23 protein-coding genes are annotated in these 22537 nt (G+C 68.3%); 15 read left to right on the plus strand and 8 right to left on the minus strand.

Annotated elements, in window-relative coordinates; all coding sequences use genetic code 11:
* Positions 1–175 precede the first annotated feature (175 nt).
* From glnA to OVA13_RS14305, 7 genes are all read left to right on the plus strand, one after another.
* Complete coding sequence (gene glnA / locus OVA13_RS14275; protein ID WP_267791130.1) at positions 176–1585, plus strand: type I glutamate--ammonia ligase; 1410 nt, start codon at positions 176–178, stop codon at positions 1583–1585.
* A gap of 185 nt (positions 1586–1770) precedes the next feature.
* Positions 1771–1902 carry a hypothetical protein gene (locus OVA13_RS14280; RefSeq protein WP_267791131.1) on the plus strand — a complete coding sequence of 44 codons (132 nt, stop codon included), beginning with the start codon at positions 1771–1773 and terminating at the stop codon, positions 1900–1902.
* A gap of 53 nt (positions 1903–1955) precedes the next feature.
* Entirely contained in the window at positions 1956–2294 is a 339-nt protein-coding gene (locus tag OVA13_RS14285) for a P-II family nitrogen regulator (RefSeq protein WP_056880236.1), read from the plus strand.
* Positions 2295–2309: 15 nt separating this feature from the next.
* Positions 2310–3896: an ammonium transporter gene (locus OVA13_RS14290; RefSeq protein ID WP_267791132.1), complete on the plus strand. Its 1587-nt coding sequence runs from the start codon at positions 2310–2312 to the stop codon at positions 3894–3896.
* 62 nt (positions 3897–3958) lie between these two features.
* Positions 3959–5014, plus strand: coding sequence for a two-component system sensor histidine kinase NtrB (locus OVA13_RS14295; protein ID WP_267791133.1), 1056 nt, complete (start codon positions 3959–3961; stop codon positions 5012–5014).
* The gene (gene ntrC / locus OVA13_RS14300; RefSeq protein ID WP_267791134.1) at positions 5001–6455 is read left to right on the plus strand and encodes a nitrogen regulation protein NR(I); all 1455 of its coding nucleotides are present in this window, start codon (positions 5001–5003) and stop codon (positions 6453–6455) included. The genes OVA13_RS14295 and ntrC overlap by 14 nt, the downstream gene beginning before the upstream one ends.
* A gap of 107 nt (positions 6456–6562) precedes the next feature.
* On the plus strand, positions 6563–7120 hold the full coding sequence (locus OVA13_RS14305) for a superoxide dismutase family protein (protein WP_267791135.1): 558 nt from the start codon (positions 6563–6565) through the stop codon (positions 7118–7120).
* 81 nt (positions 7121–7201) lie between these two features.
* Here the strand turns inward: OVA13_RS14305 and OVA13_RS14310 are convergent, their stop codons facing one another.
* Complete coding sequence (locus OVA13_RS14310) at positions 7202–8089, minus strand: hypothetical protein (protein ID WP_267791136.1); 888 nt, start codon at positions 8087–8089, stop codon at positions 7202–7204.
* Between the two features lie 97 nt (positions 8090–8186).
* Here OVA13_RS14310 and OVA13_RS14315 point away from each other — a divergent pair, with 97 nt between their 5' ends.
* A complete protein-coding gene (locus OVA13_RS14315) occupies positions 8187–9467 on the plus strand; it encodes an acetyl-CoA C-acetyltransferase (protein ID WP_267791137.1) in 1281 nt (426 codons plus the stop codon).
* A 64-nt stretch (positions 9468–9531) separates the two neighbouring features.
* Here the strand turns inward: OVA13_RS14315 and ggt are convergent, their stop codons facing one another.
* Entirely contained in the window at positions 9532–11277 is a 1746-nt protein-coding gene (ggt, locus tag OVA13_RS14320) for a gamma-glutamyltransferase (RefSeq protein ID WP_267791138.1), read from the minus strand.
* 187 nt (positions 11278–11464) lie between these two features.
* Between ggt and OVA13_RS14325 the strand changes: the two genes are divergently transcribed.
* The gene (locus OVA13_RS14325) at positions 11465–12475 is read left to right on the plus strand and encodes a DUF4349 domain-containing protein (protein ID WP_267791139.1); all 1011 of its coding nucleotides are present in this window, start codon (positions 11465–11467) and stop codon (positions 12473–12475) included.
* Positions 12476–12545: 70 nt separating this feature from the next.
* Here OVA13_RS14325 and OVA13_RS14330 read toward each other — a convergent pair whose 3' ends face one another.
* From OVA13_RS14330 to OVA13_RS14340, 3 genes are read right to left on the minus strand one after another with little or no spacing between them, the layout of a single operon-like run.
* Entirely contained in the window at positions 12546–13805 is a 1260-nt protein-coding gene (locus OVA13_RS14330) for a heme biosynthesis HemY N-terminal domain-containing protein (RefSeq protein WP_267791140.1), read from the minus strand.
* Positions 13802–14842 (minus strand): hypothetical protein, encoded by a 1041-nt coding sequence (locus OVA13_RS14335; RefSeq protein WP_267791141.1) that lies wholly within the window; start codon positions 14840–14842, stop codon positions 13802–13804. The genes OVA13_RS14330 and OVA13_RS14335 overlap by 4 nt, the downstream gene beginning before the upstream one ends.
* Positions 14843–14889: 47 nt before the next feature.
* The gene (locus tag OVA13_RS14340) at positions 14890–15660 is read right to left on the minus strand and encodes a uroporphyrinogen-III synthase (RefSeq protein ID WP_267791142.1); all 771 of its coding nucleotides are present in this window, start codon (positions 15658–15660) and stop codon (positions 14890–14892) included.
* A 16-nt stretch (positions 15661–15676) separates the two neighbouring features.
* Here OVA13_RS14340 and OVA13_RS14345 point away from each other — a divergent pair, with 16 nt between their 5' ends.
* From OVA13_RS14345 to OVA13_RS14365, 5 genes are all read left to right on the plus strand, one after another.
* Positions 15677–16135 carry a YiiD C-terminal domain-containing protein gene (locus OVA13_RS14345; RefSeq protein ID WP_267791143.1) on the plus strand — a complete coding sequence of 153 codons (459 nt, stop codon included), beginning with the start codon at positions 15677–15679 and terminating at the stop codon, positions 16133–16135.
* A gap of 27 nt (positions 16136–16162) precedes the next feature.
* Entirely contained in the window at positions 16163–16585 is a 423-nt protein-coding gene (locus tag OVA13_RS14350; RefSeq protein ID WP_267791144.1) for a hypothetical protein, read from the plus strand.
* A gap of 79 nt (positions 16586–16664) precedes the next feature.
* Entirely contained in the window at positions 16665–17108 is a 444-nt protein-coding gene (locus tag OVA13_RS14355) for a rhodanese-like domain-containing protein (protein ID WP_267793542.1), read from the plus strand.
* A 97-nt stretch (positions 17109–17205) separates the two neighbouring features.
* Positions 17206–17727: a protein-export chaperone SecB gene (secB, locus tag OVA13_RS14360; protein WP_267791145.1), complete on the plus strand. Its 522-nt coding sequence runs from the start codon at positions 17206–17208 to the stop codon at positions 17725–17727.
* Between the two features lie 48 nt (positions 17728–17775).
* Complete coding sequence (locus OVA13_RS14365) at positions 17776–18813, plus strand: NAD(P)H-dependent glycerol-3-phosphate dehydrogenase (RefSeq protein WP_267791146.1); 1038 nt, start codon at positions 17776–17778, stop codon at positions 18811–18813.
* A gap of 154 nt (positions 18814–18967) precedes the next feature.
* Here OVA13_RS14365 and OVA13_RS14370 read toward each other — a convergent pair whose 3' ends face one another.
* Complete coding sequence (locus tag OVA13_RS14370; RefSeq protein WP_267791147.1) at positions 18968–19525, minus strand: OmpO family porin; 558 nt, start codon at positions 19523–19525, stop codon at positions 18968–18970.
* A 326-nt stretch (positions 19526–19851) separates the two neighbouring features.
* Between OVA13_RS14370 and OVA13_RS14375 the strand changes: the two genes are divergently transcribed.
* On the plus strand, positions 19852–20262 hold the full coding sequence (locus OVA13_RS14375) for a transposase (protein WP_267791148.1): 411 nt from the start codon (positions 19852–19854) through the stop codon (positions 20260–20262).
* Between the two features lie 144 nt (positions 20263–20406).
* Here the strand turns inward: OVA13_RS14375 and OVA13_RS14380 are convergent, their stop codons facing one another.
* Together OVA13_RS14380 and OVA13_RS14385 are read right to left on the minus strand one after the other, a co-directional pair.
* Entirely contained in the window at positions 20407–21714 is a 1308-nt protein-coding gene (locus OVA13_RS14380; protein WP_267791149.1) for an APC family permease, read from the minus strand.
* Entirely contained in the window at positions 21711–22418 is a 708-nt protein-coding gene (locus tag OVA13_RS14385) for a L,D-transpeptidase family protein (RefSeq protein WP_267793543.1), read from the minus strand. Before OVA13_RS14385 ends, OVA13_RS14380 begins: the two co-directional genes overlap by 4 nt.
* Positions 22419–22537 lie beyond the last annotated feature (119 nt).

Below are 22537 nucleotides of genomic sequence, written 5' to 3' on the forward strand. Positions count from 1 at the left end.
GGAAAGCCTCGCGCACCGTTATGGTGAGGGCGCGGGGATATATGCACCAAAATAGGGATTGCGCGTGAAAGGGACGTCAAGGCATGCCAACAGAATCAATGGCTTGGGGAATCTGCGAGGTTGGCACGAGGATTGCTCTATCGGGCTACATCCTTATCCAACCCGAGGTCCCGAGATGTCTGTGGAGAATGTTGAAAAGCTGATCAAGGACAACAAGGTCGAGTTCGTCGACCTGCGCTTCGTCGACATGCGCGGTGTTGAACAGCACGTCACCTTCCCGGTCAGCATCGTGGACGCGTCCCTGTTCGAGGACGGCAAGATGTTCGACGGCTCGTCCATCTCGGGCTGGAAGGGCATCAACGAGTCCGACATGGTCCTGCTGCCCGACCCGAGCAGCGCCTACCTGGACCCGTTCTACGCCGATCCGACCCTGGTGCTGGTCTGCGACATCCTGGACCCGGCCACCATGCAGGGCTACTCGCGCGATCCGCGCGGCATCGCCAAGCGCGCCGAAGCGCACCTGAAGGCCAGCGGCATCGCCGACGTCGCCTTCTTCGGCCCGGAACCCGAATTCTTCATCTTCGATTCGGTGCAGTTCGCCAACGACATGGGCCATGCGTTCTTCAAGATCAATTCCGAGGAAGGCGCCTGGAACAGCGGCAAGAGCTACGACGGCGCCAACAGCGGTTACCGTCCGGGCATCAAGGGCGGCTACTTCCCGGTGCCGCCGACCGATTCGCTGCACGACCTGCGCGCCGAGATGTGCAAGACGCTGGAACAGGTCGGCATCGAAGTCGAAGTGCACCACCATGAAGTCGCCACCGCCGGCCAGTGCGAGATCGGCGCCAAGTTCAACACGCTGGTGCAGAAGGCCGACGAACTGCAGCGCATGAAGTACGTGGTCCGCAACGTCGCCCACCGCAACGGCAAGACCGCCACCTTCATGCCCAAGCCCATCGTCGGCGACAACGGCAGCGGCATGCACGTGCACCAGTCCCTCGCCAAGGGCGGCACCAACCTGTTCACCGGTGACGGCTACGGCGGCCTGTCGCAGCTGGCGCTGTGGTACATCGGCGGCATCTTCAAGCACGCCAAGGCGATCAACGCGTTCGCCAACTCGGGCACCAACAGCTACAAGCGCCTGGTGCCGGGCTTCGAAGCGCCGGTGATGCTGGCCTACTCGGCGCGCAACCGTTCGGCCTCGTGCCGCATTCCGTGGGTCGCCAACCCGAAGGCCCGCCGCATCGAGATCCGCTTCCCCGATCCGCTGCAGTCCGGCTACTTGACCTTCACCGCGCTGATGATGGCCGGCCTGGACGGCATCAAGAACCAGATCGACCCGGGCGCGCCGAGCGACAAGGATCTGTACGACCTGCCGCCGGAAGAAGAGAAGAACATCCCGCAGGTCTGCTCCAGCCTGGACCAGGCGCTGGAAGCGCTGGACAAGGACCGCGACTTCCTGAAGGCCGGCGGCGTGATGTCCGACGACTTCATCGATGCGTACATCGCGCTGAAGATGCAGGAAGTGACCAAGTTCCGCGCGGCGACGCACCCGCTGGAATACCAGCTGTATTACGCCAACTGAGTTCTCGCGGCGATGGCGACGGCCTACCCCTCCCACCCGTCGCCATCGCCGCACCTCATTGAACACGCCGTCGGGCGCCCGTCGTCAGGCGGCGTGTTCACCCGGTTGGGGAACCGGGGCAATACCTGTCATCGCTTCTGGAGATCGCACCAACGTTCCAACCGGGGAAACCTCAGGAGAGATCCATGAACCGCACCTCCCTCCCACGTCATCCGTTTCCGTCGCAAGCCATCGCGATGGGCACGGCTGCGGTTCATGCATCGCTTCGCACCGACAACGTGTCCGCCGCCAGGGGGCTGCGCGCACGGGTGACCTGAAACCGCCGGCCGGCGCATGGCCGGCCGGTTCCATCCACCATCGGGGTATGCGCATGAAACTGATCACCGCCATCATCCGGCCGTTCAAGCTCGACGAGGTACGAGAGTCCTTGTCGCAGGCGGGCGTGTCCGGCATCACCGTCACCGAAGTCAAAGGCTTCGGCCGGCAGAAGGGCCACACCGAGCTGTACCGCGGCGCCGAGTACGTCGTCGATTTCCTGCCCAAGATCAAGATCGAAACCGTCGTCACCGACGAACGACTGGATGCCGTCATCGAGGCCATCCAGCAGGCGGCCGGCACCGGCAAGATCGGCGACGGCAAGATCTTCGTCACCACCATCGACCAGGTCATCCGCATCCGTACCGGCGAAGTCGGCGCGGACGCGCTCTAACACTCGGAGCCCCACATGAAGACTCGACTGTTCTCCGGGTGGAAGACCCGTGCCCAGATGTTGTGCCTGGCCGCGCTGTGCGGCCTGATGGCGACCGGTATGGCCGCCAGTGCGTTCGCCGCGCAGGATGCGGCGGTCCCCGCCGCGACCGAGGCGCCCGTGACGGATGCGCCCCCGGCGGTGGATCCGGCCGCCGTCCCCGCGACGGACGTGGCCGCTGCGCCGGTGGAAGCCGCCGCCGCGCCTGCCGAGGCTGAAGCGGCTCCCGCCGAAGAAGCCGCGCCCGCCCCGTCCATCAGCAAACCCGACACCGTGTGGGTGCTGGTGTCGGCGGTGCTGGTGATCTTCATGACGCTGCCGGGCCTGGCGCTGTTCTACGGCGGCCTGGTGCGTTCGAAGAACGTGCTGTCGATCCTGATCCAGAACCTGGCGGTGTTCTCGCTGGTCGCGGTGCTGTGGGCCGTCTACGGCTACAGCCTGGCGTTCACCGAAGGCAATGCGTTCATCGGTGGCTTCGACCGCCTGTTCGCCAAGGGCCTGGACGCCGCATCGATCGGCGCCACGTTCACCAAGGGCGTTTACATCCCGGAGCTCGCGTTCTTCGTGTTCCAGGGCGCCTTCGCCTGCATCACCTGCGCGCTGATCGTCGGTGCGTTCGCCGAACGCGTGAAGTTCGCCGGCGTGATGCTGTTCACCGTGCTGTGGTTCACCTTCGCCTACCTGCCGATGGCGCACATGGTGTGGTTCTTCCCGGGGCCGGATGCGTTCACCAGCACCGACGTGGTGCCGGAAGTGCTGGCCAAGTCGGGCTACCTGTGGGCCAAGGGCGCGCTGGACTTCGCCGGCGGCACCGTCGTGCACATCAATGCCGCGATCGCCGGCCTGGTGGGTGCGTACGTCATCGGCAAGCGCACCGGCTACGGGCGTGAGGCCATCAAGCCGCACAACCTGACCCTGACCATGGTCGGCGCGTCCATCCTGTGGGTGGGCTGGTTCGGCTTCAACGCCGGTTCGGCGCTGGAAGCCGGCGGCGTGGCCGCGATCGCCTTCGTCAACACCTTCCTGGCCACGGCCGCGGCGGTGGTGGCGTGGCTGCTGGTGGAGTGGATCACCAAGGGCAAGCCGTCGCTGCTGGGTGCGGCATCGGGTGCGGTGGCCGGTCTGGTCGCCATCACCCCGGCCGCGGGCCTGGTCGGCCTGAACGGTGCACTGGCCATCGGTGCCATCGCCGGCGTGCTGTGCCTGTGGGGCGTCAGCGGGCTGAAGAAGCTGCTGGGCGCGGACGACAGCCTGGACGTGTTCGGCGTGCACGGCGTGGGCGGCATCACCGGTGCGCTGCTGACCGGCGTGTTCGCGGCGCCCTCGCTGGGCGGCGCGGGCATCTGGGACTACGTCACCGAGACCGCCGTGGCCGAGTACTCCATCGGCTCGCAGGTGTGGATCCAGGCGCAGGGCGTGCTGATCACGGTGGTGCTGTCCAGCGTGGTGGCCTTGGTCTCGTTCCTGATCGTGAAGTACACCGTCGGCCTGCGCGTCTCCGAAGACGCCGAGCGCGAAGGCCTGGACATCACCTCCCACGGCGAATCGGCCTACGAGGCCTGACCGCTGGCCCGGGGACGGCTTTGCACTAAACTGGTGCAATGTCGTCCCCGGACTTCTTCCCGATGCCTTTCGAACCCACCACCGACGCGCTGAGCACGCCGGTGGCCTGGGCCGACGCCCACGGCCTGATCCGTGGCGTCAATCCTGCGTTCGCCCGCTGGCTGGGCGTCAGTACCCGCCGCCTGCTGGGACAACCACTGGCGGCCCTGGAGATCGAGAGCGACGCCATGGCGCGCTTCCTTGAAAACACCGACCGCGACGTCCTGCGCCTGCATCGCATGGCGCTGGGCATGCCTGGCGAGTCGCCGTGCTTCGCCGAGGGCTGGCTGTCGCGGCTGGACGCCGGCGGTTGGCTGCTGGAGGCCCACCCGGTGGACGAGTTCCCCGCGCTGGACCCCACCCAAGCCCTGCCCAACGCCCTGAGCGCGGCACTGAAGGGACTCGCCCACGAACTGCGCAACCCGCTGGCGGGGCTGAAGGGCGCCGCGCAGCTGCTGGCGCGGCGGGCGGCCCACCGCAACGACAACGACGACGAACGCGAGCTGATCGACCTGATCGAATCCGAGATCGGCCGCCTCAACAACCTGCTGGAACAACTGCTTTCGCCTTCCCCGCAACGGCCGCACGCACCGCTCAACATCCATGCCGTGCTGGAGCGCGTGCTGCGCCTGGCCGAGAACGAGGGCGGCTGGTCGGTGCGCCTGCAGCGCGACTACGACCCCAGCCTGCCGGAGCTCGACGGCGACGCGGACCGCCTGACCCAAGCGGTCTGGAACCTGGTGCGCAACGCCATCCAGGCCGGCGCGGCCAGCATCATCCTGCGCACCCGTGTCGAACACGGGTCGCGCATCCACGATCACCTGCATGCGATGGCATTGCGGGTGGAGATCATCGATGACGGACGCGGCGTGCCGGAAGAACTGGCCGAGCACCTGTTCCTGCCGCTGGTCAGCGGACGCGCCGACGGCAGCGGCCTGGGCCTGGCGCTGGCGCAGCAGGTCGCGCGCGAGCACCGCGGCACGCTGACCTACCGCTCGCGTCCCGGCCACACGGTCTTCACCCTGATGCTGCCGCAATCGCTGCACGACCACGACGAGGAGCGTCATGCCCAGCACTGAACGGAATGAAAGCGCGGCGGGCCATGATGCCCAGCGCATCTGGGTGGTCGATGACGACCGCTCCGTGCGCTTCGTGCTGGCCACCGCCCTGCGCGATGCCGGCTATGCCGTGGACGGCTTCGACAGCGCGGCGTCGGCATTGCAGGCACTGGGCGCGCGTGGCGCACCGGACCTGCTGTTCACCGATGTACGCATGCCGGGCGATGACGGCCTGGTGCTGCTGGACAAGCTGAAGGCCACGCATCCGCAGTTGCCGGTCATCGTGATGTCGGCCTATACCGACGTGGCCAGCACCGCCGGTGCGTTCCGCGGCGGCGCGCACGAATTCCTGTCCAAGCCGTTCGATCTGGACGACGCGGTCGCGCTGGCGGCCCGCACGTTGCCCGGTGCGGAAGAGGCGCCGGAAGGCGCCATCGCCGATGTCGACGTCGCGTCGCCGCCCGAAACCCCGCAGCTGATCGGTGACACGCCGGCGATGCGCGCGCTGTTCCGTGCGATCGGGCGACTGGCGCAGGCACCGTTGTCGGTGCTGATCAATGGCGAGACAGGCACCGGCAAGGAACTGGTCGCGCATGCCCTGCACCACGAGTCACCGCGCGCGCGAAAACCTTTCGTGGCATTGAACACCGCGGCGATTCCGTCCGAACTATTGGAAAGCGAGTTGTTCGGCCATGAGGCCGGCGCCTTCACCGGTGCGCAGAAGCGCCACATCGGCCGCTTCGAGCAGGCCGATGGCGGCACGCTGTTCCTCGACGAGATCGGCGACATGCCGCTGCCGCTGCAGACGCGCCTGCTGCGCGTGCTGGCCGAAGGCGAGTTCTTCCGCGTCGGCGGGCGCGAACTGATCCGCGTGGATGTCCGCGTGATCGCCGCCACCCACCAGGATCTCGAGGCACTGGTGGCGGAAGGCCGCTTCCGCGCCGACCTGCTGCACCGCCTCAACGTGGTCCGCCTGCAGCTGCCGCCGCTGCGTGAACGGCGTGCCGACGTGCCGCAGCTGGCCGAGAATTTCCTCGCCGTGGCCACCCGCAAGCTGGATATCGCCGGCAAGCGCTTCAGCGCCGCCGCCCTCGAAGCGTTGCAGGCCCACGACTGGCCCGGCAACGTGCGCGAACTGGAAAACGTGTGCTGGCGCCTCGCAGCGCTGGCACCGGCCGACCTGATCACGGTCGCCGACCTGCAGGACGCCCTGCAGAACGGGCCGGCGACAGGCAAGCGCACGGACGACTGGGACACCGCCTTGGCCGAGTGGGCACGCAAGCGGCTGGCCGACGGCGCCGCATCGCTGCACGCCGAAGCCCGCGAACGCCTCGACCGCACGCTGCTGGAGGTCGCGCTGGAAATCACCCATGGCCGCCGCGCGGAAGCCGCGGTAAAGCTCGGCGTCGGCCGCAACACCGTGACGCGCAAGCTGGGGCCCGGTCGCAAGCGCGGCGTGTAGCACGCTGGCGTACGTGCAAGGAAACACGGGAAGCCCGCGGCTTCATTGAACGTGAAGGTCGTCGCCGTTACGGTGGCAGGCCCTCTTCACGTACCGGAGTTTCCCCCATGCGTACCGCCATGCTGGCTGCTTCCTCCGCCGTCTTCCTGGCCGCTTGCGGCACCTCGCCGAAACAACCGCCGGCGCCCGCCGTTCCCACCGTCAGCACCGCCAAGCAGGCGGTCGCCGTCCTGGCGTCGGCCTCGGGCAGTCTGGTCAGCGGCAAGGTCACGGTGACGCCGATGGGCAAGGGCCTGCACCTGACCGGCGAGGTCGGTGGGCTGCCGGCCAACAGCACGCATGCCTTCCATGTGCACGAGAAGGGAGACTGCAGCGCCGTCGATGCCAGCAGCGCCGGCCCGCACTTCAACCCGTTCAATGCCGTGCATGGCAAGACGGGCAGCGGCGCGCACCACGCGGGCGACATGAACAACCTGGTGGCCAACGCCGAAGGCGTGGCGACGGTGAACGTGCATCTGGAAGGCGTCACGCTGGGCGGCGGCGCCGTGAACGATGTCGCCACGCGCGCGCTGATCGTCCACGCCGCACCGGATGACTACGCCAGCCAGCCAGCCGGCAACGCCGGTGCCCGCGTGGCGTGCGGCATCATCAAGGTCACGCAGTAACACCGCGGCCGGCGGCGTAGCGTGCGCCATGCGCACGACCGCACGATGTCCAGTGCCTCGTGATCGTGCGCGCAGCGCGCGCTACGACTGCAGGGTTTGCCTGGCATCGGCCTTGCCCGGGCAATGCGCGAACGTCACCGGGATGCCGTGCACTTCCAGCACGGCGGCGATCTGCTGCTGCCGTGCCTGGAAGTGGCCGTAGGCGCGTTCGAGCCGTTCGTCGGTCGCGTCCTGCGGTGCGTAGCGCGCACGCCAGGCGGCGGGTTCGAACAGGGCGATATGCGCTTCACCATCGGCGTAGCGCACCAGCGGTTCCGGCGGCGCATCCAGCCACTGCTCCGATGCCGGTGCCAGCAGCGCGGTCTCGATAAGCGGCCATAGCGCGCCGAGGCCGCCGTGTTCGTATTGCAGCGCGGTCATCGCGGCCAGGTCGTGCAGGGTCAGGTAGCGCGCGTGTTCGATGTCCGCACCGAAGGCCTGCTGCGCCAGCAGGGCGGTGTCGGGCGCGGCCATGCCGGTTTCCAGCAGCACGGCCTCCAACCGTTCGGCAACCTCGCCAACCGTATGGGCATCCTCACCGCTCAGCAGGAACGGCAGCACGCGCAGCTGGCCGCCGCCCAGCGTCGCGTCGGCCTGGAACGGCAGCGGCACGTCACCCGCCTCATCCGCCCCGAAGGCGATCACGCGCGCGCCCTCATTGCGGCCCGGCGCACGCAGCTGCAACTCGCGCAGGCGCTGGTGCAGCGGCCAGCCGGGGCGCAGGGCCTCGGCCGGATCGAAATGCGCCGCGACGAATACCAGGTCCAGCCCGCGCACCTGCGGCACCAGCCTGGCCAGATCGCGGCCCAGCCGTTCGGCCAGTTCGCTGGCCTGTGAAGGCCGCAGCGCCGCGTGCTGCGGCGGGCGGCCTGCCGACAGTTCCAGCGCCATCACGCCCATCACCGTGGTGTCTGTTGTGGATCGAGTCATGTCAGCGTTTGGCGGTCGTGGAGGGTGGCATTACACTGGCATTATGCCTGCCGCCGCGGCGGCGACTCATCCGTCCCACCCCCAGAGAGGTTCCCTCATGCCAGCAGCCCGCCCCGTCGCCATCCTCGGCGGCGTCCGCATTCCGTTTTGTCGGCAGAACACGGCCTACGCGGATGTCGGCAACCTGGGCATGTCGGTGCGCACGCTGGGTGCGCTGGTCGAGCGCTTCGGCCTGCATGGGCAGCAGCTGGGTGAAGTGGCCATGGGTGCGGTGATCAAGCATTCGTCCGACTGGAACCTGGGCCGCGAAGCCGCCCTGTCGTCGGGGCTGTCGCCGCTCACGCCGGGCATCACCCTGCAGCGCGCCTGCGGCACCAGCCTGGATTCCATCATCACCATCGCCAACAAGATCGCGCTGGGCCAGATCGATTCCGGCATCGGCGGCGGTTCCGACACGACGTCGGAGGTGCCGATCGTCTATGGCAAGAAGCTGCGCGCGCGCCTGCTGGCGGCCAATCGCGCCAAGACCACGCAGGACAAGTTGAAGGCGCTGGTCAGCGGCTTCAAGTTCGGCGAGCTCAAGCCCGAATTCCCCGGCGTAGCCGAACCGCGCACTGGCAAGAGCATGGGCGATCACTGTGAGGACATGGCCAAGCAGTGGAACATTTCCCGCGATTCGCAGGACGAACTGGCCGTGGCCTCGCACAAGAAACTGGCCGCTGCCTACGAGCGCGGTTTCTTCAACGACCTGATCGCGCCGTTCCGCGGCCTGGAACGCGACAACATCCTGCGTCCCGATACGTCGCTTGAGAAACTGGCCACGCTGAAGCCGGCCTTCGACAAGACCTCCGGCCGCGGCACGCTGACGGCCGCCAACTCCACGCCGCTGACCGATGGCGCCGCCGCGGTGCTGCTTGCCTCGGACGCGTGGGCGCAGGCGCACGGCCATGAACCGCTGGCGTACCTGCGCGATGCGCAGGTGTCGGCGGTGGACTTTGTGCATGGCGAAGGCCTGCTGATGGCGCCGACCATCGCGGTGCCGGAGATGCTCAAGCGCCACGGCCTGACCCTGCAGGACTTCGACATCTACGAAATCCACGAGGCCTTCGCCGCGCAGGTGCTGTGCACGCTGCGTGCCTGGGAAAGCGAAGACTACTGCCGCAATCGCCTGGGGCTGGACGCCCCGCTGGGTCGGATCGATCCGGACAAGATGAACCCCAACGGCTCCTCGCTGGCAACGGGCCACCCGTTCGCCGCCACCGGCGCGCGCATCGTCGCCACCGTCGCCAAGGAACTGAAGGAGCGCGGCGGCGGCCGTGCACTGGTGTCGATCTGCACCGCCGGCGGCATGGGCGTGGTGGCGATCATCGAGCGTTGAGCCGTCGCGGCGTGGATGCCGCGATGCGTGCCTTCATCGTTTTCTTCCCGTAGCAGGCGCCGCTTCACCGCGACGGCGTCTGCACCTGCGCGCTTCCGATGCCGTGGCGGCGGCCTTCACTGACCGCCGTCACCGTGCCGTCCGGGTTGAATACCAGCGCGTTGGCGGCGCCGATTTCCTCCGCACGGGCCGACCAGCGTTGCCCGCGCTGCGCAAGCGCGTCCGCCTGCGCGCTGTCCGCATAGCCAGGCTCGATGTCCGTCGTGGCGCCGTTGCGCTGCGACAGCCGCGGCGCATCCACGGCCTGGTCCATGCGCATGCCCAGGTCCACGTGGTTGACGATCGTCTGCAGCACCGTGGTGATGATGGTGGACCCGCCCGGGCTGCCGATCGAGAACGCTGGCTTGCCGTCCTTCAGCGCGAGCGTCGGCGTCATGCTGCTGCGCGGCCGCTTGCCGGCCTCGGGCACATTGGGGTGCGGTCCGGTGAAGTCGAAATCGGTCAGCTCGTTGTTGAGCAGGAAACCGTAACCCGGCACGACCATGCCGCTGCCGCCCCAGTCCTCGATGGTGAAGGTGTAGGCGACGACATTGCCGTCCTTGTCGGAGACGGTCAGGTGCGTGGTGTGCGTGCTCTCGGGCTGCAACGCGCGGGGGGCGGGGCGCAGCGGGTAGCTGGCATCCTGCTGGAAGGCGAAGGGATCACCGGCGGCGACCGGGCCCTGGGCGGCGCGTGCGGGGTCGATCAGCGCGCGTCGCCGGGCTGCGTAGTCCTTGTCGAGCAGGCCCATGACGGGCGCGTCCACGTACTCGGGATCGGCCAGGTAGGCGTCGCGATCGGCGAAGGCGAGGCGGCTCGCCTCCAGATAGAGATGCTCCACCTGCGCGCGCGGCAGCGACTTCAGCTCGTAGCCTTCAAGGATGTTCAGCGCTTCGAACACGGTCACGCCGCCGCTGCTCGGCAGTGGCATGCCATACAGCGCGTAGCCGCGATACGTGGAGCGCAAAGGCGCGCGCACGCGGGCTTCGTAATCGGCCAGGTCCGTCAGCGTCATGCGTCCGCCGCGCACGGAAATGCCGGTGGCCGTCGGTGGACGGTTGACCGCCTCGACGATCGCGTGCGCCAGCGGGCCTTCGTAGAACGCGTCCACGCCCCCGCGCGCCAGCAGGCGATACGTTTGTGCGAGGTCGGGATTGCGCAACGTCGTACCTGCAGGAACTGCCCTGCCTTCCCGCAGGTATAGCGCAGCGGTAGCGGGGAAGCGACGGAACTTGCCTTCATTCCGTGTCACCAGGCTCGAGAAGTTCGCATCCACCGTGAAGCCCTGCTCCGCTACCGCGATCGCCGGCGCCAGGACCTGTTCGAACGACATCGTGCCGTAGCGCTGCAACGCCTCGTGCCAGCCGCGCACGGTGCCCGGCACGCCGACCGACAGGCCGCTGGCGACGGCGGTATCGAAGTCCATCGCGTGTCCGTCTTCGCTGAAGAGCGTGGACGTGACCGCGGCGGGCGCCGTCTCGCGATGGTCGAGCGCGACCACGCGTTTCTCTTTCGCCAGGTACACCACCATGAAGCCGCCCCCGCCGATCCCGCAGCTGAAGGGATCGGTGATGCCCAGCGTGGCCGCCGCCGCGACGGCGGCATCGACCGCATTGCCGCCGCGGTCGAGGACCGCGATCGCGGATTGCGTGGCCTGTTCGCTGATCGTCGCGGCCCCCCCACCAGTGCCCGTGGCGACCGGCGTCCCGGCATTCGCCGCTGATGCGGTCAGCAGGACGAGGAGCAAAGCGACTTGCAGGAGTCGGGTCATCGCGGATCACCGAGGGCAGGCGATCCGATTGTCACATGGTCCAGGCGGGTCTCGGCGGGCCACGCCGAGACCTGCGCCACACTGCATCCAGGCGTGGAATGATGCCGGCCAACCCCGGTGGGCCGCGCCATGCGTTGGTAGTCGGGCCGGCCCCCCGGCCACCGCCCTCCCTGCCCTTGGAGTTTTCATGCGCTTGCACAGGATGTACTGCGTCATTCCGTTGTTGGCCTTCTCGATCCTCATCGTTGCCTGCAGCAAGCGCGAGATAGCCGAAGCCGATGCCACCGCTGCGGCCGAGTCGAGTGCCGACGCCGGCGTTGCGATCATGGCCGAAGCGGCGTCGGACAATGCCGCCGCGGCTGCACCTCAGAAGAGTGTCGAGGCCCCCGCGATGCAGGGGCCCGGCGTCGACCCTTCGCAGATGGCCTCGGAGGTGGCGAGCCAGGTCGATCCGCAGCGTCGCTTCATCCGCACTGCGCAGGCGCAGTTCCAGGTGGTGGACGTCTACCGCACGGCGCTGGCGATCGAGGACGAGGTCGCCGCGCAGGGCGGGTTCGTCGTCGACAACGAGATCGCCTCGCAGGTGCAGCGCGTGCTGAGCCGTCCGCTGGGGCAGGGCAAGCGGCTGGAGCTGGCCGAGTACACGCTGCACGGCGAGCTGACCGTGCGCGTGCCCAGTGAACGCACGCAGGCGTTCCTGCGTGCCGTCGCCGCGCAGATGGAATTCCTGGACCGACGCAGCTTCTCGGCACGCGATGCGCAGTTCGACCTGCTGCGGCAGCAGCTGGCGCGCCAGCGCGCGCAGGACGAACAGCGGGAACTGGGCGACGCCGTGCAGGCGGGCGGCAAGCTGGGCGACAAGACCGATGCGATCCAGTCGCGCGGCACGGCGCGCGCCAGCCGCGACGAAGCGCTGATCGCGCAGAAGGAGTTCGAGGATCGTGTCGCCTTCAGCACCATCACGCTGTCGTTGCGGCAGGATGCGCAGGTGCGCCGGGCCGAGCGGGTGGACGTGGACGCCGTGTTCCGCGACAACGGGCCTGGCTTCTTCAGCCGCGTGGGCGAGGCCTTGCAGGCGGGCTGGCGGGGTTGCCTGGAGCTGGTCATCGCATTGATGACGGTATGGCCGCTGTGGCTGCTGGTGCTGGGCGCGGCCATCCTGTGGCGACGCTGGCGGAAGAAGCCCGCGAATCCGTGACGCCGAGGTTCACGCGCGACGGCAAACCCTTCCGTTTGCCGGCCGCGCGCTGATCTCCTGCACTGCCCTCTTATCCGCGCAGGCGCGGCAGTCCATGTTCGTCGCGCTCTTCCACGACGGCTTCGTCGTGGATCTTCTGCCTGAGGTCGCGGCCGGGCAGCGCACGGGTGCTTTCGCCACGGGCGGCCTTCAACGCATTGCCGTAGCACTGCTGTGCGAGCGCATCGTCGCCCGCAGCGGCGAAGCCATCGCCCATTTCCTCCCAGGCCTCCGCGCCCGCACCCTGCGCCAGGGCACGATGCAGGAATTCCTGTGCCTGCATCCACTGCCCCTGCTGCCGGGCCAGGCGGGCTAGCGTGACGAGCACCGCCGGGCTGGCGGGATGGGTCTGCAGCCAGCGCTGCGCGCTGGCGCGACGGGAATCGAGCTTGCCGATCGGCAGGCGCCCGTAGAGCGCCGCCAGCGACTCGTCCCAGTGCACGTCAAGCGCATTCTCGATGCTGCGCGCGGCGGCATCTTCCCAGCGCAGCGACGCGGCGCGTTCGGCATACGCGGCGACCACGGGGGGCTGGTTGCGCAAGGGCTTGGTCAGGGTTTCCCAGCGATCGGCCAGCACGTTCGCATCGGCCGCCTCGCGCAACGACTGCGTGGCGAGACGTATCTCCAGCGCGTCCAGTGCCGGCGCGGTTAGCGCCTGCTGCTGCCTGAGCGCACCCAGCAGGCCATAGGCCTCGCCCGCGTGCGCGGTGGCGGCAAGCGCTTCGGCGCGCAGCGCCAGGCCGCGTGGCGGAAGCGGCTGCACGGCGGGGGCGTCCAGCACGGACAAGGCCTGCGCCGGCTGCCCCGAGGCCAGCGCGCGCTCGGCCACGACCAGCGCATGCGACGCCGGTGCGCGCACCGCCAGGGCATCCAGGTGGCGTGTCGCGGTGGCGGTGTCACCGGCCGCGTCGGCCGCGCGGATGGCCGCCACCCGCGCGATGGTGCCGACTTCCTCGTCTTCGGCTGCACGTTCCAACACCTTGCCCGCCTTCTGCCAGTGGCCGGCATGCAGGGCTTCCAGGCCTTCGATCAATCGCGCACGCGCCTGCTTGCGGCGATACCGGCCCCATGCGCGGAACGGCAGGGACAGCAGCCGCCACGCCACCCAGAAGGCCGCGCCCAGCAGGGCCAGCGACAGCAGCGCGCGCGGCACGTTGGTGTGCAGGTCGTAGCCGGCGAAACGGACGAACACTTCGCCAAGATCGCGGTTGGTGGTGGCCAGCCATTGCGAGGCCAACACGCCCAGCAACAGCAGCACCAGCAGGATCACCACGGTGCGGAAGGGTTTCATGGCATCACCTCCGTGCTTTCAGGGCCGGGCGCGGACGGGGCCGGCAGTGGGCGAAGCTGCAGGCCCGCACTGCGCAGCGCGCGCAACTGCTGCAAGGTGCTGCCGAGGACCGCCGGCTCCGCGACAGCGTCCGTCCGCCCAAGGGCCTGCAGCTGCACCCGACCTTGGCGCAGTGCGGGTGAATCCGGCCACAACCGCGTCATCCAGCCATCGATGCGGCCCAGCGCGGCGCGGAAACCGGCCGCATCGCCGCGTTCCAGTGCGGCCCGCGCCAGCGATAGCTCGATCTGCAGCGCTGCCTCCGCTGCCGTGCGTTCGCTGGGCGCGATGATCGTGCTGTCGCGCGAGGGCGTTACGTCCACCAGCGGCGACAGTAGGCGCTGCCAGCGGGTGCGTTCGCCAGTGGCGGGGGCCACGGGGCGTTCGCGTCCGAGGGCTGCCAGCGAGGTGGCGAACTTGTCCAGTTGCGCGATCTTCGCGGCCTGCGGTCCGGTTCCCAGTGCATCCAGCGCGATGCGTTCCTGCGCCAGTGTCTGCTTCAGGTTGAGCAGGCGGTGGTCGTCCACGCCATCCAGCGCACCGGCGGCAAGTGCGTAGGCGCGTCGCGCGCCTTCCAAGTCGCGGGCGATGTCGAGGCGTTGCGAGGCCTGCGACAGCAGCAGTTCCACTTCGTCCAGACGCAGGGCCTGCGCGCCATGGCGGTTGGGGTCGGTCAGCTTGGCGACGCTCTCTTCCAGCAGCGCGCCGCGCTGGCCCAGGCCGAGCACTTCATCGCGCAGCACGCGGTTGGTGGCAGCGGCATCCTGCAGGCGCTGGGTCTGTGCACGCTGGTCGCGACGCAGGGCTTCCACGCGCGCTTCCAGTGCGGCGACACGTTGTTCCGCATCGTCGACCACGGCCTGCTCCTGCGCGTGCCGGGCCTGCCACCACACCCAGCCACGCCAGCCCACCAGCGACGCGACGGCGACTGCCAGCAGCAGGATGACCAGCCCGCGGCGGCGGCCGGAGCGGGGGGTGGAAGGGTGTTCCTGATTCACGCAAGCATCCTTGTCGACAGGCAGAACCGTGATGGGTTGCGCAAATGCTAACGGATGCGCGTGGCGATGGCCGTGCACGCCGCGTTCACCAGCTGCGCCGGGCGTGGACCAGCGGCTTCGACGACATGCTCGAAACCGGCACGGCGCGCGGCCTCTGCCAGTCTGGGGCTGGCGGCCACGACGGTGGCCTGTCGCAGGCGGTCGGCCAGGTCGGCGGGCAGCTGCGACATGACAAGGTCCAGCGCGCCGCCACTGCTGAGCAGCAGGCATGCGGGTGCATCCAGTGCGCGCAGCCGCTGCAGGGCACGGGACGGCAACGGCAGCGTTTCGCGTCGATAGACCTCGGCGCGGAGCACGGTCGCTCCCCGCGCCTCCAGCGTTGGCGCCAGCAGGTTGCGGCCATCGGGCGCGGTGACGAAACCGATGCGTGTGCCCGCTACGTCCTGCAGCGCGGGCAACGCCAGCAGGCCTTCGCTGTCCATGCGGGCGGGCGCATCGACCCCGGCAATGCCGGCGCGCCGCAACGCCGCGGCAGTACCGCTGCCGACCGCCAGCCACGTCTGCCCGGGCAACGCCGCCAGCGGCTGCAGGCGCGCTGCGGCGTCTACGGCGGCAGGACTGGTGAACAGGACGCTTTCGGCCGACAGCGCGGCACGCAGATCGGCGCGCGTGCCGGCATCCGCGTTGTCGCGGATGCGCCACGGGGACAGCGCCAACAGCGCCGCGCCGTGTCGTCGCGCCGCACCGCGCAGGCCGGCGTGGCCGCCTTGTGGCCGCAACGAGATGACGTACCATGCCGGCGGCGTTGGATGTCCCATGCGCGGATTATGAGTGATGAGTCTGGAAGAAGCCCTGCAGGAACTGCGCGACTATTGCCGCGGCATGCCACCGGTCGCCGCCATGCAGGTGGACGTGGACGGCTACAGCGACGGTACCCTGCAGCTGTCCGCGCCGCTGTCGGCCAACGTCAACGACAAGGGCACCGCTTTCGGCGGCAGCCTGACCTCGCTGATGACGGTCGCGGGCTGGGGACTGGTCACGCTGAACCTGCGCCTGGCCGGGTTGAAGGCCGACGTCTTCGTCGCCGACAGCCAGGTCCGCTACCTTGCTCCACTCTATGCGGACCTGGTGGCCGGGGCCGCGTTTGCCGAGGGCCAGTCCTGGGATACGTTCCTCGACACCCTGCGGCAGCGCGGCCGGGCACGCATCCAGGTCGATGCCCGGGTGCAGCTGCCTGAAGGCGGGCTGGCGACGACGCTCAGCGGGCGCTACGTCGCCCTGCTGAAACAGTAGGATGCCGGGACGAACAGGGGAACGACGATGCGCGTACTACTCAAGATGCTGGTCCTGGTGGGGCTGATGACCGCATGGCTGTCGGCGGATGCGCAGAGCTTCCGCCAGCGCGGCAAGCTGACCGAAGTGCAGGACGCCTATGCCGCGTCCGTCCGCTGGGGCGATTTCGAGAACGCGTGGCAGGCGGTCGATCCCGCCTACCGCCAAGAGCACCCCATGACCGACCTGGAGTTCGAGCGCTACCAGCAGGTGAAGATCTCCGGCTATCGCGACATCAGCCGGCGGAGCGGCCCCGAGGGCACCGTCGAGCGCCAGATCGAACTGCGCGTGATCAACAAGCACACCATGGCGGAACGGACGCTGCGCTACCTGGAGCGCTGGCGCTGGGACCCGGAAGCCAAGCGCTGGTGGCTGGTGGTGGGGCTGCCGGACCTGTGGAACGGCGAATAAGGCGTCGGCCCGGCATGCCGGGCGCCCGCAACGGCGTCCTGTGCGACAATCGCCGCCCGCTCCAACGCTGCCAATGCCTGTGAACTTCGACGAATTGCTGGCCTTCGCCGGCCGCAACCAATTCAACACGATCCTGCTGGTGGCACTGGCCGGCCTGACCGTCGCCATCCTCTACACCGAGATCGCCCGTCTGTTCCGTGGCTACAAGGCCCTGCGCCCGGCCGAACTGACCCATCTCATCAACAGCGAGAACGCACTGGTCATCGACCTGTCGGCCAGCAACGACTTCGAGAAAGGCCACATCGCCGGCAGCCGCAACGTGCTGCCCAGCAGCTTCGACCCCGAGAACAAGCTGGTCGCCCAGGCCAAGTCGCTGCCGGTCGTGATGGTCTGCCGCAACGGCCAGGCCTCGGCATCCGCCGCCAAGCGCCTGAAGAAGGCCGGCTTCGAGAAGGTCTACTGGCTGGACGGCGGCATTGCCGCCTGGCAGCAGGCCGACCTGCCGCTGGTCAAGGGCCGCTGATCCCATCAGGCCGCCGCGCTGCCCTTGAACAGGGCCGCGCGCGCCGCCATGACATAATCCTCCATTCACCGAAACAACCCAGATTCCGGAGTTCGAAATGTCCGACGAAACCACCAACGGCGCGGTCGCGCCTGCCGCCGAAGCCGCTGGCCCCGCTTTCACCGTCGAGAAGATCTACGTCAAGGATGTTTCCTTCGAGGTCCCCGGCGCACCCGGCATCTTTGCCGAGAACGTGCAGCCGGAACTGCAGCTCAACCTCAACCAGCGCGTGCAGCGCCTGGGCGAGAACGCGTTCGAAGTGGTCCTGGGCGTGACCCTGACCTGCAAGGCCGGCGACAAGACCGCGTACGTGGCGGAAGTGCAGCAGGCCGGCATCTTCGGCCTGATGGGCCTGGAGCCGCAGGCGATCGACGTGCTGCTCGGCACGCAGTGCCCGAACATCCTGTTTCCGTACGTGCGCCAGCTGGTCAGCGACCTGGTCCAGGCCGGCGGTTTCCCGCCGTTCTTCCTGCAGCCGATCAACTTCGAAGCGCTGTACTCGGAATCGCTGCGCCAGCGCGCCGCGCAGGCCGGTGCCGAAGGCCAGCTGGCCAATTCGGAACCCGTCGGCAACGCCTGATTGGCCGTGCAACCGCCGGACACGGCGACGCAACACGCAGGGGGACGGATGGCCGAGTCAACGCCGGATAATCCACTGAAGATCGCGGTCCTCGGTGCCGGTTCCTGGGGCACCGCGCTGGCGGCACTGATGGCCCGTCACGGGCACGCGGTCACCCTGTGGGGCCGCGATCCCGTGGTGTCCGCCGCCATCGACCGGCAGCACGAGAACACCCGCTATCTGCCGGGCATTCCACTGCCGGAGACCCTGCGCGCCACCACCGACCTGGCCGCGTCGCTCGCCGACGCGGACCAGGTACTGGTCGTGGTGCCTTCCCATGCCTTCACCGAGACCCTGAAGCTGGTTGCTCCGTTGCGCCCGGCGCGTGCCGGCGTGGCCTGGGCCACCAAGGGTTTCGAAACCGGCTCCGGCCGTTTCCTGCATGAAGTGGCCGAGGACATCCTGGGCCCGGACGTGCCGTTGGCGGTGGTGACGGGTCCCTCGTTCGCCAAGGAAGTCGCGCTGGGCCTGCCCACGGCGGTGACCGTGCACGGTGCCGATCCGGTGTTTGCCCAGGCCGTCGCCGACGTGATGCACGGTCCTGCATTCCGCGCCTATACCGGCGACGACATGGTCGGCGCCGAGCTTGGCGGTGCAATGAAGAACGTGCTGGCGGTCGCCACCGGCGTGGCCGACGGCATGCAGCTGGGCCTGAATGCCCGCGCCGGCCTGATCACCCGCGGCCTCAACGAAATGCTGCGCCTGTCCGCCGTGATCGGTGCCAAGCCGGAAACACTGATGGGCTTGGCGGGGCTGGGCGACCTGGTACTGACCTGTACCGGCGATCTCTCGCGCAACCGTCGCCTGGGCCTGGCGCTCGGGCGTGGACAGAGCTTGAACGATGCGGTCCGCGAAATCGGCCAGGTGGTCGAATCCGTGCAGACCGCCGATGAAGTCATGCGCCAGGCGGAGCGGCACGGCATCGACCTGCCGATCTCCAGCGCCGTGCGTTCGGTGCTGCACGGGGACCTGACGCCCGCCGCAGGCCTGCAGCAGCTGCTGGCGCGCGAACAGAAGCCGGAATACCCCGAGACGCTGTTCCGCTAGTCGCGGCAGTGGCCATTGAACATGCGATGAAAGAGCCCGGCCACGCGCCGGGCTTTTTCATGTGCGTCCGGGCAAAGAAAAGCCCGGCGCAAGGCCGGGCTTTGGGTGCGACGCGGGGAGAGAGGGGACGCGTCGCGGGGGAACGTGTTGCCGATTACCAGGTGAAGCGCGGACCGACGAACCACTGGGTGTCGTTGTCGGCGAACTTCACGTCACCGCTCAAACCCCAGTTCTGGTTGAACTTCACCTGCGCGCCCAGTCGGCCGTAGAAGTCGCCGTCGAAGTCGCTGCCGTCTTCGTAGCCGACGGTGGCATAGCCTTCGAACTTCGGCGCGATGGCGCCGCGCACGCCGACTTCGGCGCTGTAGCCGTTGAAGTCATCCACCGGCGTCTCGTAGCGCTCGTAGGCCACGCGGGTGATCAGGTCGGCACGCTGGCTGATCTCGTGGTTGTAACCCACGCCCAGGCGCCAGTTGTCGATATCGAAGTTGGTGTTGTCGATTTCCTGCGTGGTGTAGTCGCCGAAGATGCTGAAGTTCGGCGCGATGGCGACCGAACCCTTCACACCCCAACCATCGGCATCGGGCAGCCCGTCGCTCAGGTTGGAAGCGACATAACCGCCTTCCACGTAGTTGTAGGAAACGCCCTCGGCCGCGGAAGCGGCGAACGGCAGGGCGGCCAGCAGGGTCAGGGCAAGCAAGGACTTCTTCATAGGAACAGGGGCCTCTTCTTCTCTTGTTGTTTTGTGGTGCGGACGCCGCAAGCGCGACGACCGGCCGATGAAGTATCCGTTTCAGATCACAACAAGCCCTGAATACCAAACTGACCAGTACATGAATTCACCGGAGGTCCCGGGAACTTTGCGCAGTAGACATCGACGCGTGCGTGTGCGCTTGCGGATCCGTGTCCGCTTTCAGTCACGCGCGGCGATGTGCCCAACAACGGACGGAATCCGCAAGACGTCATGCATCACGGCGTCTCTGACCAGGGAACTGCACTCGAGGGCACTCGATGATGGAAGACAGCAGGCAATCGCGCGTGGACATTCCCACGACGCAAGACAATGGCGTGCAATCGCCCCCGCATTTGACGACACGGCTGGACGACGCGCGTTGGCGCCTGATCGTGGAACACCTGCCACCGCTGATACGCGCGCGTGCCATCAATGGCGGGCGCACGCGCGGCTTTCTCGAAGCGGTGATGTGGGTCGCCACGACGCAGCAGCCCTGGGCCAGGCTGCCCAAGGACTGCGGTGCGTGGCACAGCATCTACGTGCGCTTCACGCGTTGGGCACAGGACGGCGTCTGGGACCAGATCATCACGTCCCTGCAGGCGCAGGGCGACGTGGCCGAACCGCTGCGCCGGTTGGTCACGGCCTATCTGCGCGCGAGCCATCCGCATCGGCATCGTCCCTTCGTGCAACCACCGAACGGCGCCGTTACCGACTGATCGCCCCACGGATGACCGCGTTCCCGGTCATCTGGCGGCCCGTGCCGCCGCGGCCATCATCACGAACCGCCCTTCGGAGTGCCGCCACGTTGATCGACGACTTCCGAATCAAGCTGGATGACAACGCGGTTCACCCGCTGGTTTTCAGGAAGCGTCGCGCCGCCGCATCAGGTAGATCACGGCTCCCAGCAGCAGCGCACACGCACCTGCGATCAGGTTGTTGAGCGTCGCACTGGCCAGCAGTCCTATCGACAGCACCAAGGCACCCAGTGGAATGAGCGGGCCGCCAGGCAGCTTCAACGCATCCTCCCGATGACCATGGCGCTTGCGCAGCACGAGGACCGCCAGGGTGGTGCCGATGTATGCGCACAGGCGTGCGACCACGCTCAGCATCGCCAGCTGCACGAAAGAGCCGGACAGTGCGAGCAACAGCGCCAGCGTGCCCTGGGTGACGATGGCCCACGCCGGGGTGCGGAAGCGCGGGTGGATGCGCGCCAGCACGCGCGGGCCGAACCCGTCCTGCGCCAGCGAATACAGCACGCGCGGACCGAACAACATGGTGTTGCTGTTGGTGCCCAGGATGGAGATCGTCGCGCCGACGGTCAGGATCAGCGCGAGGGTTTCGCCGCTGAAACGCGAAGCCGCATCGGCCAGCGGGGTGGCGGATTGCGCGAGGCCGGGCAATGTACCCTGCGCCACCAGCTGCACGGCGGCGTAGACCAGGGTGACGACCGCGATCATGGTCAGCAGCGCGAAGGGAACGTCGCGGCGCGGATTCTTGAATTCACCGGCCGCGGCGGGGATGTTCTCGAAACCGGCATAAGCGAACAGCAGCAGCAAGGCCGCTTCGCCCAGCTTGTCCACGCGGGGCGGCTCGCCCGCCACCAGGGCGGCAGGGTCGATGTAGAAGGCGCCGATGGCGATGAACAGCAGCAACGGCACCAGCTTGCCGATCACCAGCGCGATGCCCGTGCGCGCAGCCGACTTGATGCCGATGACATTGATCAGCGTCAGCAGGCCCAGTGAACCGACGACGATCGCCAGGCGTCCGCCGCCACCGGACGCCGCAGGCCAGAATCGCGCCACCGCATCGGCCAGCCCGTTGCTGAGTGCGGCGGCGGACGCGATGCGCGTCAGCCAGACCATCCAGCCGATCTCGAAGCCCACGAACGGCCCGAACGCCTCGCGCGCATACAGGTAACTGCCGCCTGGCTGGTCGAAGTAGCTCGCGGCCTGCGCATAGCACAGCACCAGCAGCGCCACCGCCAGCCCGGCCAGCAGCACCGCCCACAGGCTGGCAGGGCCGAGCAGCAGTGCCGTCGCGGCCGGCAACAGGTAGATGCCACTGCCGATCACGTCATTGATCGCAAGCCCGACGATCTGCCAACGGCTGACGGCACGGACCATCTGGCCGCCACTGGCGTTGGCATCAGGAACCGTCGTATCGCTCATCGTGCTTTCCCCTCGATCGTGGGCAGCCGCCATGATGTGCGCAGCCGTTGATACTCGGCTTCGGGCAACAGGACGAAGACGGGGCGTGCGTCCTGGCGCAGCCAGGCCAACAGATGTTGCATGTGCGGCCCCGCCATCGCGGTGCAGCCGGCGGTGGGTTCACCCGGCTTGCGCCACAGGTGGGCGAAGATGCAGCTGCCGCCTCGGGGCGTGTTGCCGGGGTTGTGCCGGATGACGAAACCTTCCCGGTAGCGCACATCGCCATTGCCATGCAGGTCCAGTCGCATCGGTTCGGTGGAACCCTCGACGGCGGCCTCACCGACTTCGCGGGCATCGACGATCTGGTTGTACAGCGGCGAGGCAACCACGTCGATGCAATAGCTGCTGACCTGCATGGCCTGGTAGGTCAAACCGGTCTCGGTGGTGGGCGCATAGCCGAACGCCTGGGCGATCTCGAACGCACCTGCTGGGCTGCGTCCGTCGCCCTCCACCTTCTGCGGTCCGTCGGCCTGCGCCGGGTGCAGGCCGGTGCCCCAGGCCGACCCCGAGCGCCCCAGGCTGACATCGATCGCCGGCTGTGCCGCTGTCCACCTCGAACCACCGTCCACACGCTCGAACGTGTGCAGCCTCCCCTGCGTGCTGTCCCAGCCGTCGCTCGTCACCAGCACCAGCTGCGTGGTCTCGTCGGGAATCGGCACGGACATGTTCGCGGCGAACGCCGTCGACGCCGCCCACAAGACCAGGGGGAACGCCACGGCGCGTGCCACGCGTTGCGACATCGTCGGCGGGAGGGATTCAATGGGTCGGCGCACGGCGTTCCTCG

Source organism: Pseudoxanthomonas sp. SL93, assembly GCF_026625825.1.
In the GTDB taxonomy this organism is placed as follows: Bacteria; Pseudomonadota; Gammaproteobacteria; order Xanthomonadales; family Xanthomonadaceae; genus Pseudoxanthomonas_A.

What these genes read in the sequence shown, in the direction of transcription:
- glnA (WP_267791130.1), top strand. Translation starts at nt 176, where the DNA reads ATGTCTGTGGAGAATGTTGAAAAGCTGATCAAGGACAACAAGGTCGAG.
- OVA13_RS14280 (WP_267791131.1), top strand. Translation starts at nt 1,771, where the DNA reads ATGAACCGCACCTCCCTCCCACGTCATCCGTTTCCGTCGCAAGCCATC.
- OVA13_RS14285 (WP_056880236.1), top strand. Translation starts at nt 1,956, where the DNA reads ATGAAACTGATCACCGCCATCATCCGGCCGTTCAAGCTCGACGAGGTA.
- OVA13_RS14290 (WP_267791132.1), top strand. Translation starts at nt 2,310, where the DNA reads ATGAAGACTCGACTGTTCTCCGGGTGGAAGACCCGTGCCCAGATGTTG.
- OVA13_RS14295 (WP_267791133.1), top strand. Translation starts at nt 3,959, where the DNA reads ATGCCTTTCGAACCCACCACCGACGCGCTGAGCACGCCGGTGGCCTGG.
- ntrC (WP_267791134.1), top strand. Translation starts at nt 5,001, where the DNA reads ATGCCCAGCACTGAACGGAATGAAAGCGCGGCGGGCCATGATGCCCAG.
- OVA13_RS14305 (WP_267791135.1), top strand. Translation starts at nt 6,563, where the DNA reads ATGCGTACCGCCATGCTGGCTGCTTCCTCCGCCGTCTTCCTGGCCGCT.
- OVA13_RS14310 (WP_267791136.1), bottom strand. Translation starts at nt 8,089, where the DNA reads ATGACTCGATCCACAACAGACACCACGGTGATGGGCGTGATGGCGCTG.
- OVA13_RS14315 (WP_267791137.1), top strand. Translation starts at nt 8,187, where the DNA reads ATGCCAGCAGCCCGCCCCGTCGCCATCCTCGGCGGCGTCCGCATTCCG.
- ggt (WP_267791138.1), bottom strand. Translation starts at nt 11,277, where the DNA reads ATGACCCGACTCCTGCAAGTCGCTTTGCTCCTCGTCCTGCTGACCGCA.
- OVA13_RS14325 (WP_267791139.1), top strand. Translation starts at nt 11,465, where the DNA reads ATGCGCTTGCACAGGATGTACTGCGTCATTCCGTTGTTGGCCTTCTCG.
- OVA13_RS14330 (WP_267791140.1), bottom strand. Translation starts at nt 13,805, where the DNA reads ATGAAACCCTTCCGCACCGTGGTGATCCTGCTGGTGCTGCTGTTGCTG.
- OVA13_RS14340 (WP_267791142.1), bottom strand. Translation starts at nt 15,660, where the DNA reads ATGGGACATCCAACGCCGCCGGCATGGTACGTCATCTCGTTGCGGCCA.
- OVA13_RS14345 (WP_267791143.1), top strand. Translation starts at nt 15,677, where the DNA reads ATGAGTCTGGAAGAAGCCCTGCAGGAACTGCGCGACTATTGCCGCGGC.
- OVA13_RS14350 (WP_267791144.1), top strand. Translation starts at nt 16,163, where the DNA reads ATGCGCGTACTACTCAAGATGCTGGTCCTGGTGGGGCTGATGACCGCA.
- secB (WP_267791145.1), top strand. Translation starts at nt 17,206, where the DNA reads ATGTCCGACGAAACCACCAACGGCGCGGTCGCGCCTGCCGCCGAAGCC.
- OVA13_RS14365 (WP_267791146.1), top strand. Translation starts at nt 17,776, where the DNA reads ATGGCCGAGTCAACGCCGGATAATCCACTGAAGATCGCGGTCCTCGGT.
- OVA13_RS14370 (WP_267791147.1), bottom strand. Translation starts at nt 19,525, where the DNA reads ATGAAGAAGTCCTTGCTTGCCCTGACCCTGCTGGCCGCCCTGCCGTTC.
- OVA13_RS14380 (WP_267791149.1), bottom strand. Translation starts at nt 21,714, where the DNA reads ATGAGCGATACGACGGTTCCTGATGCCAACGCCAGTGGCGGCCAGATG.
- OVA13_RS14385 (WP_267793543.1), bottom strand. Translation starts at nt 22,418, where the DNA reads ATGTCCGTGCCGATTCCCGACGAGACCACGCAGCTGGTGCTGGTGACG.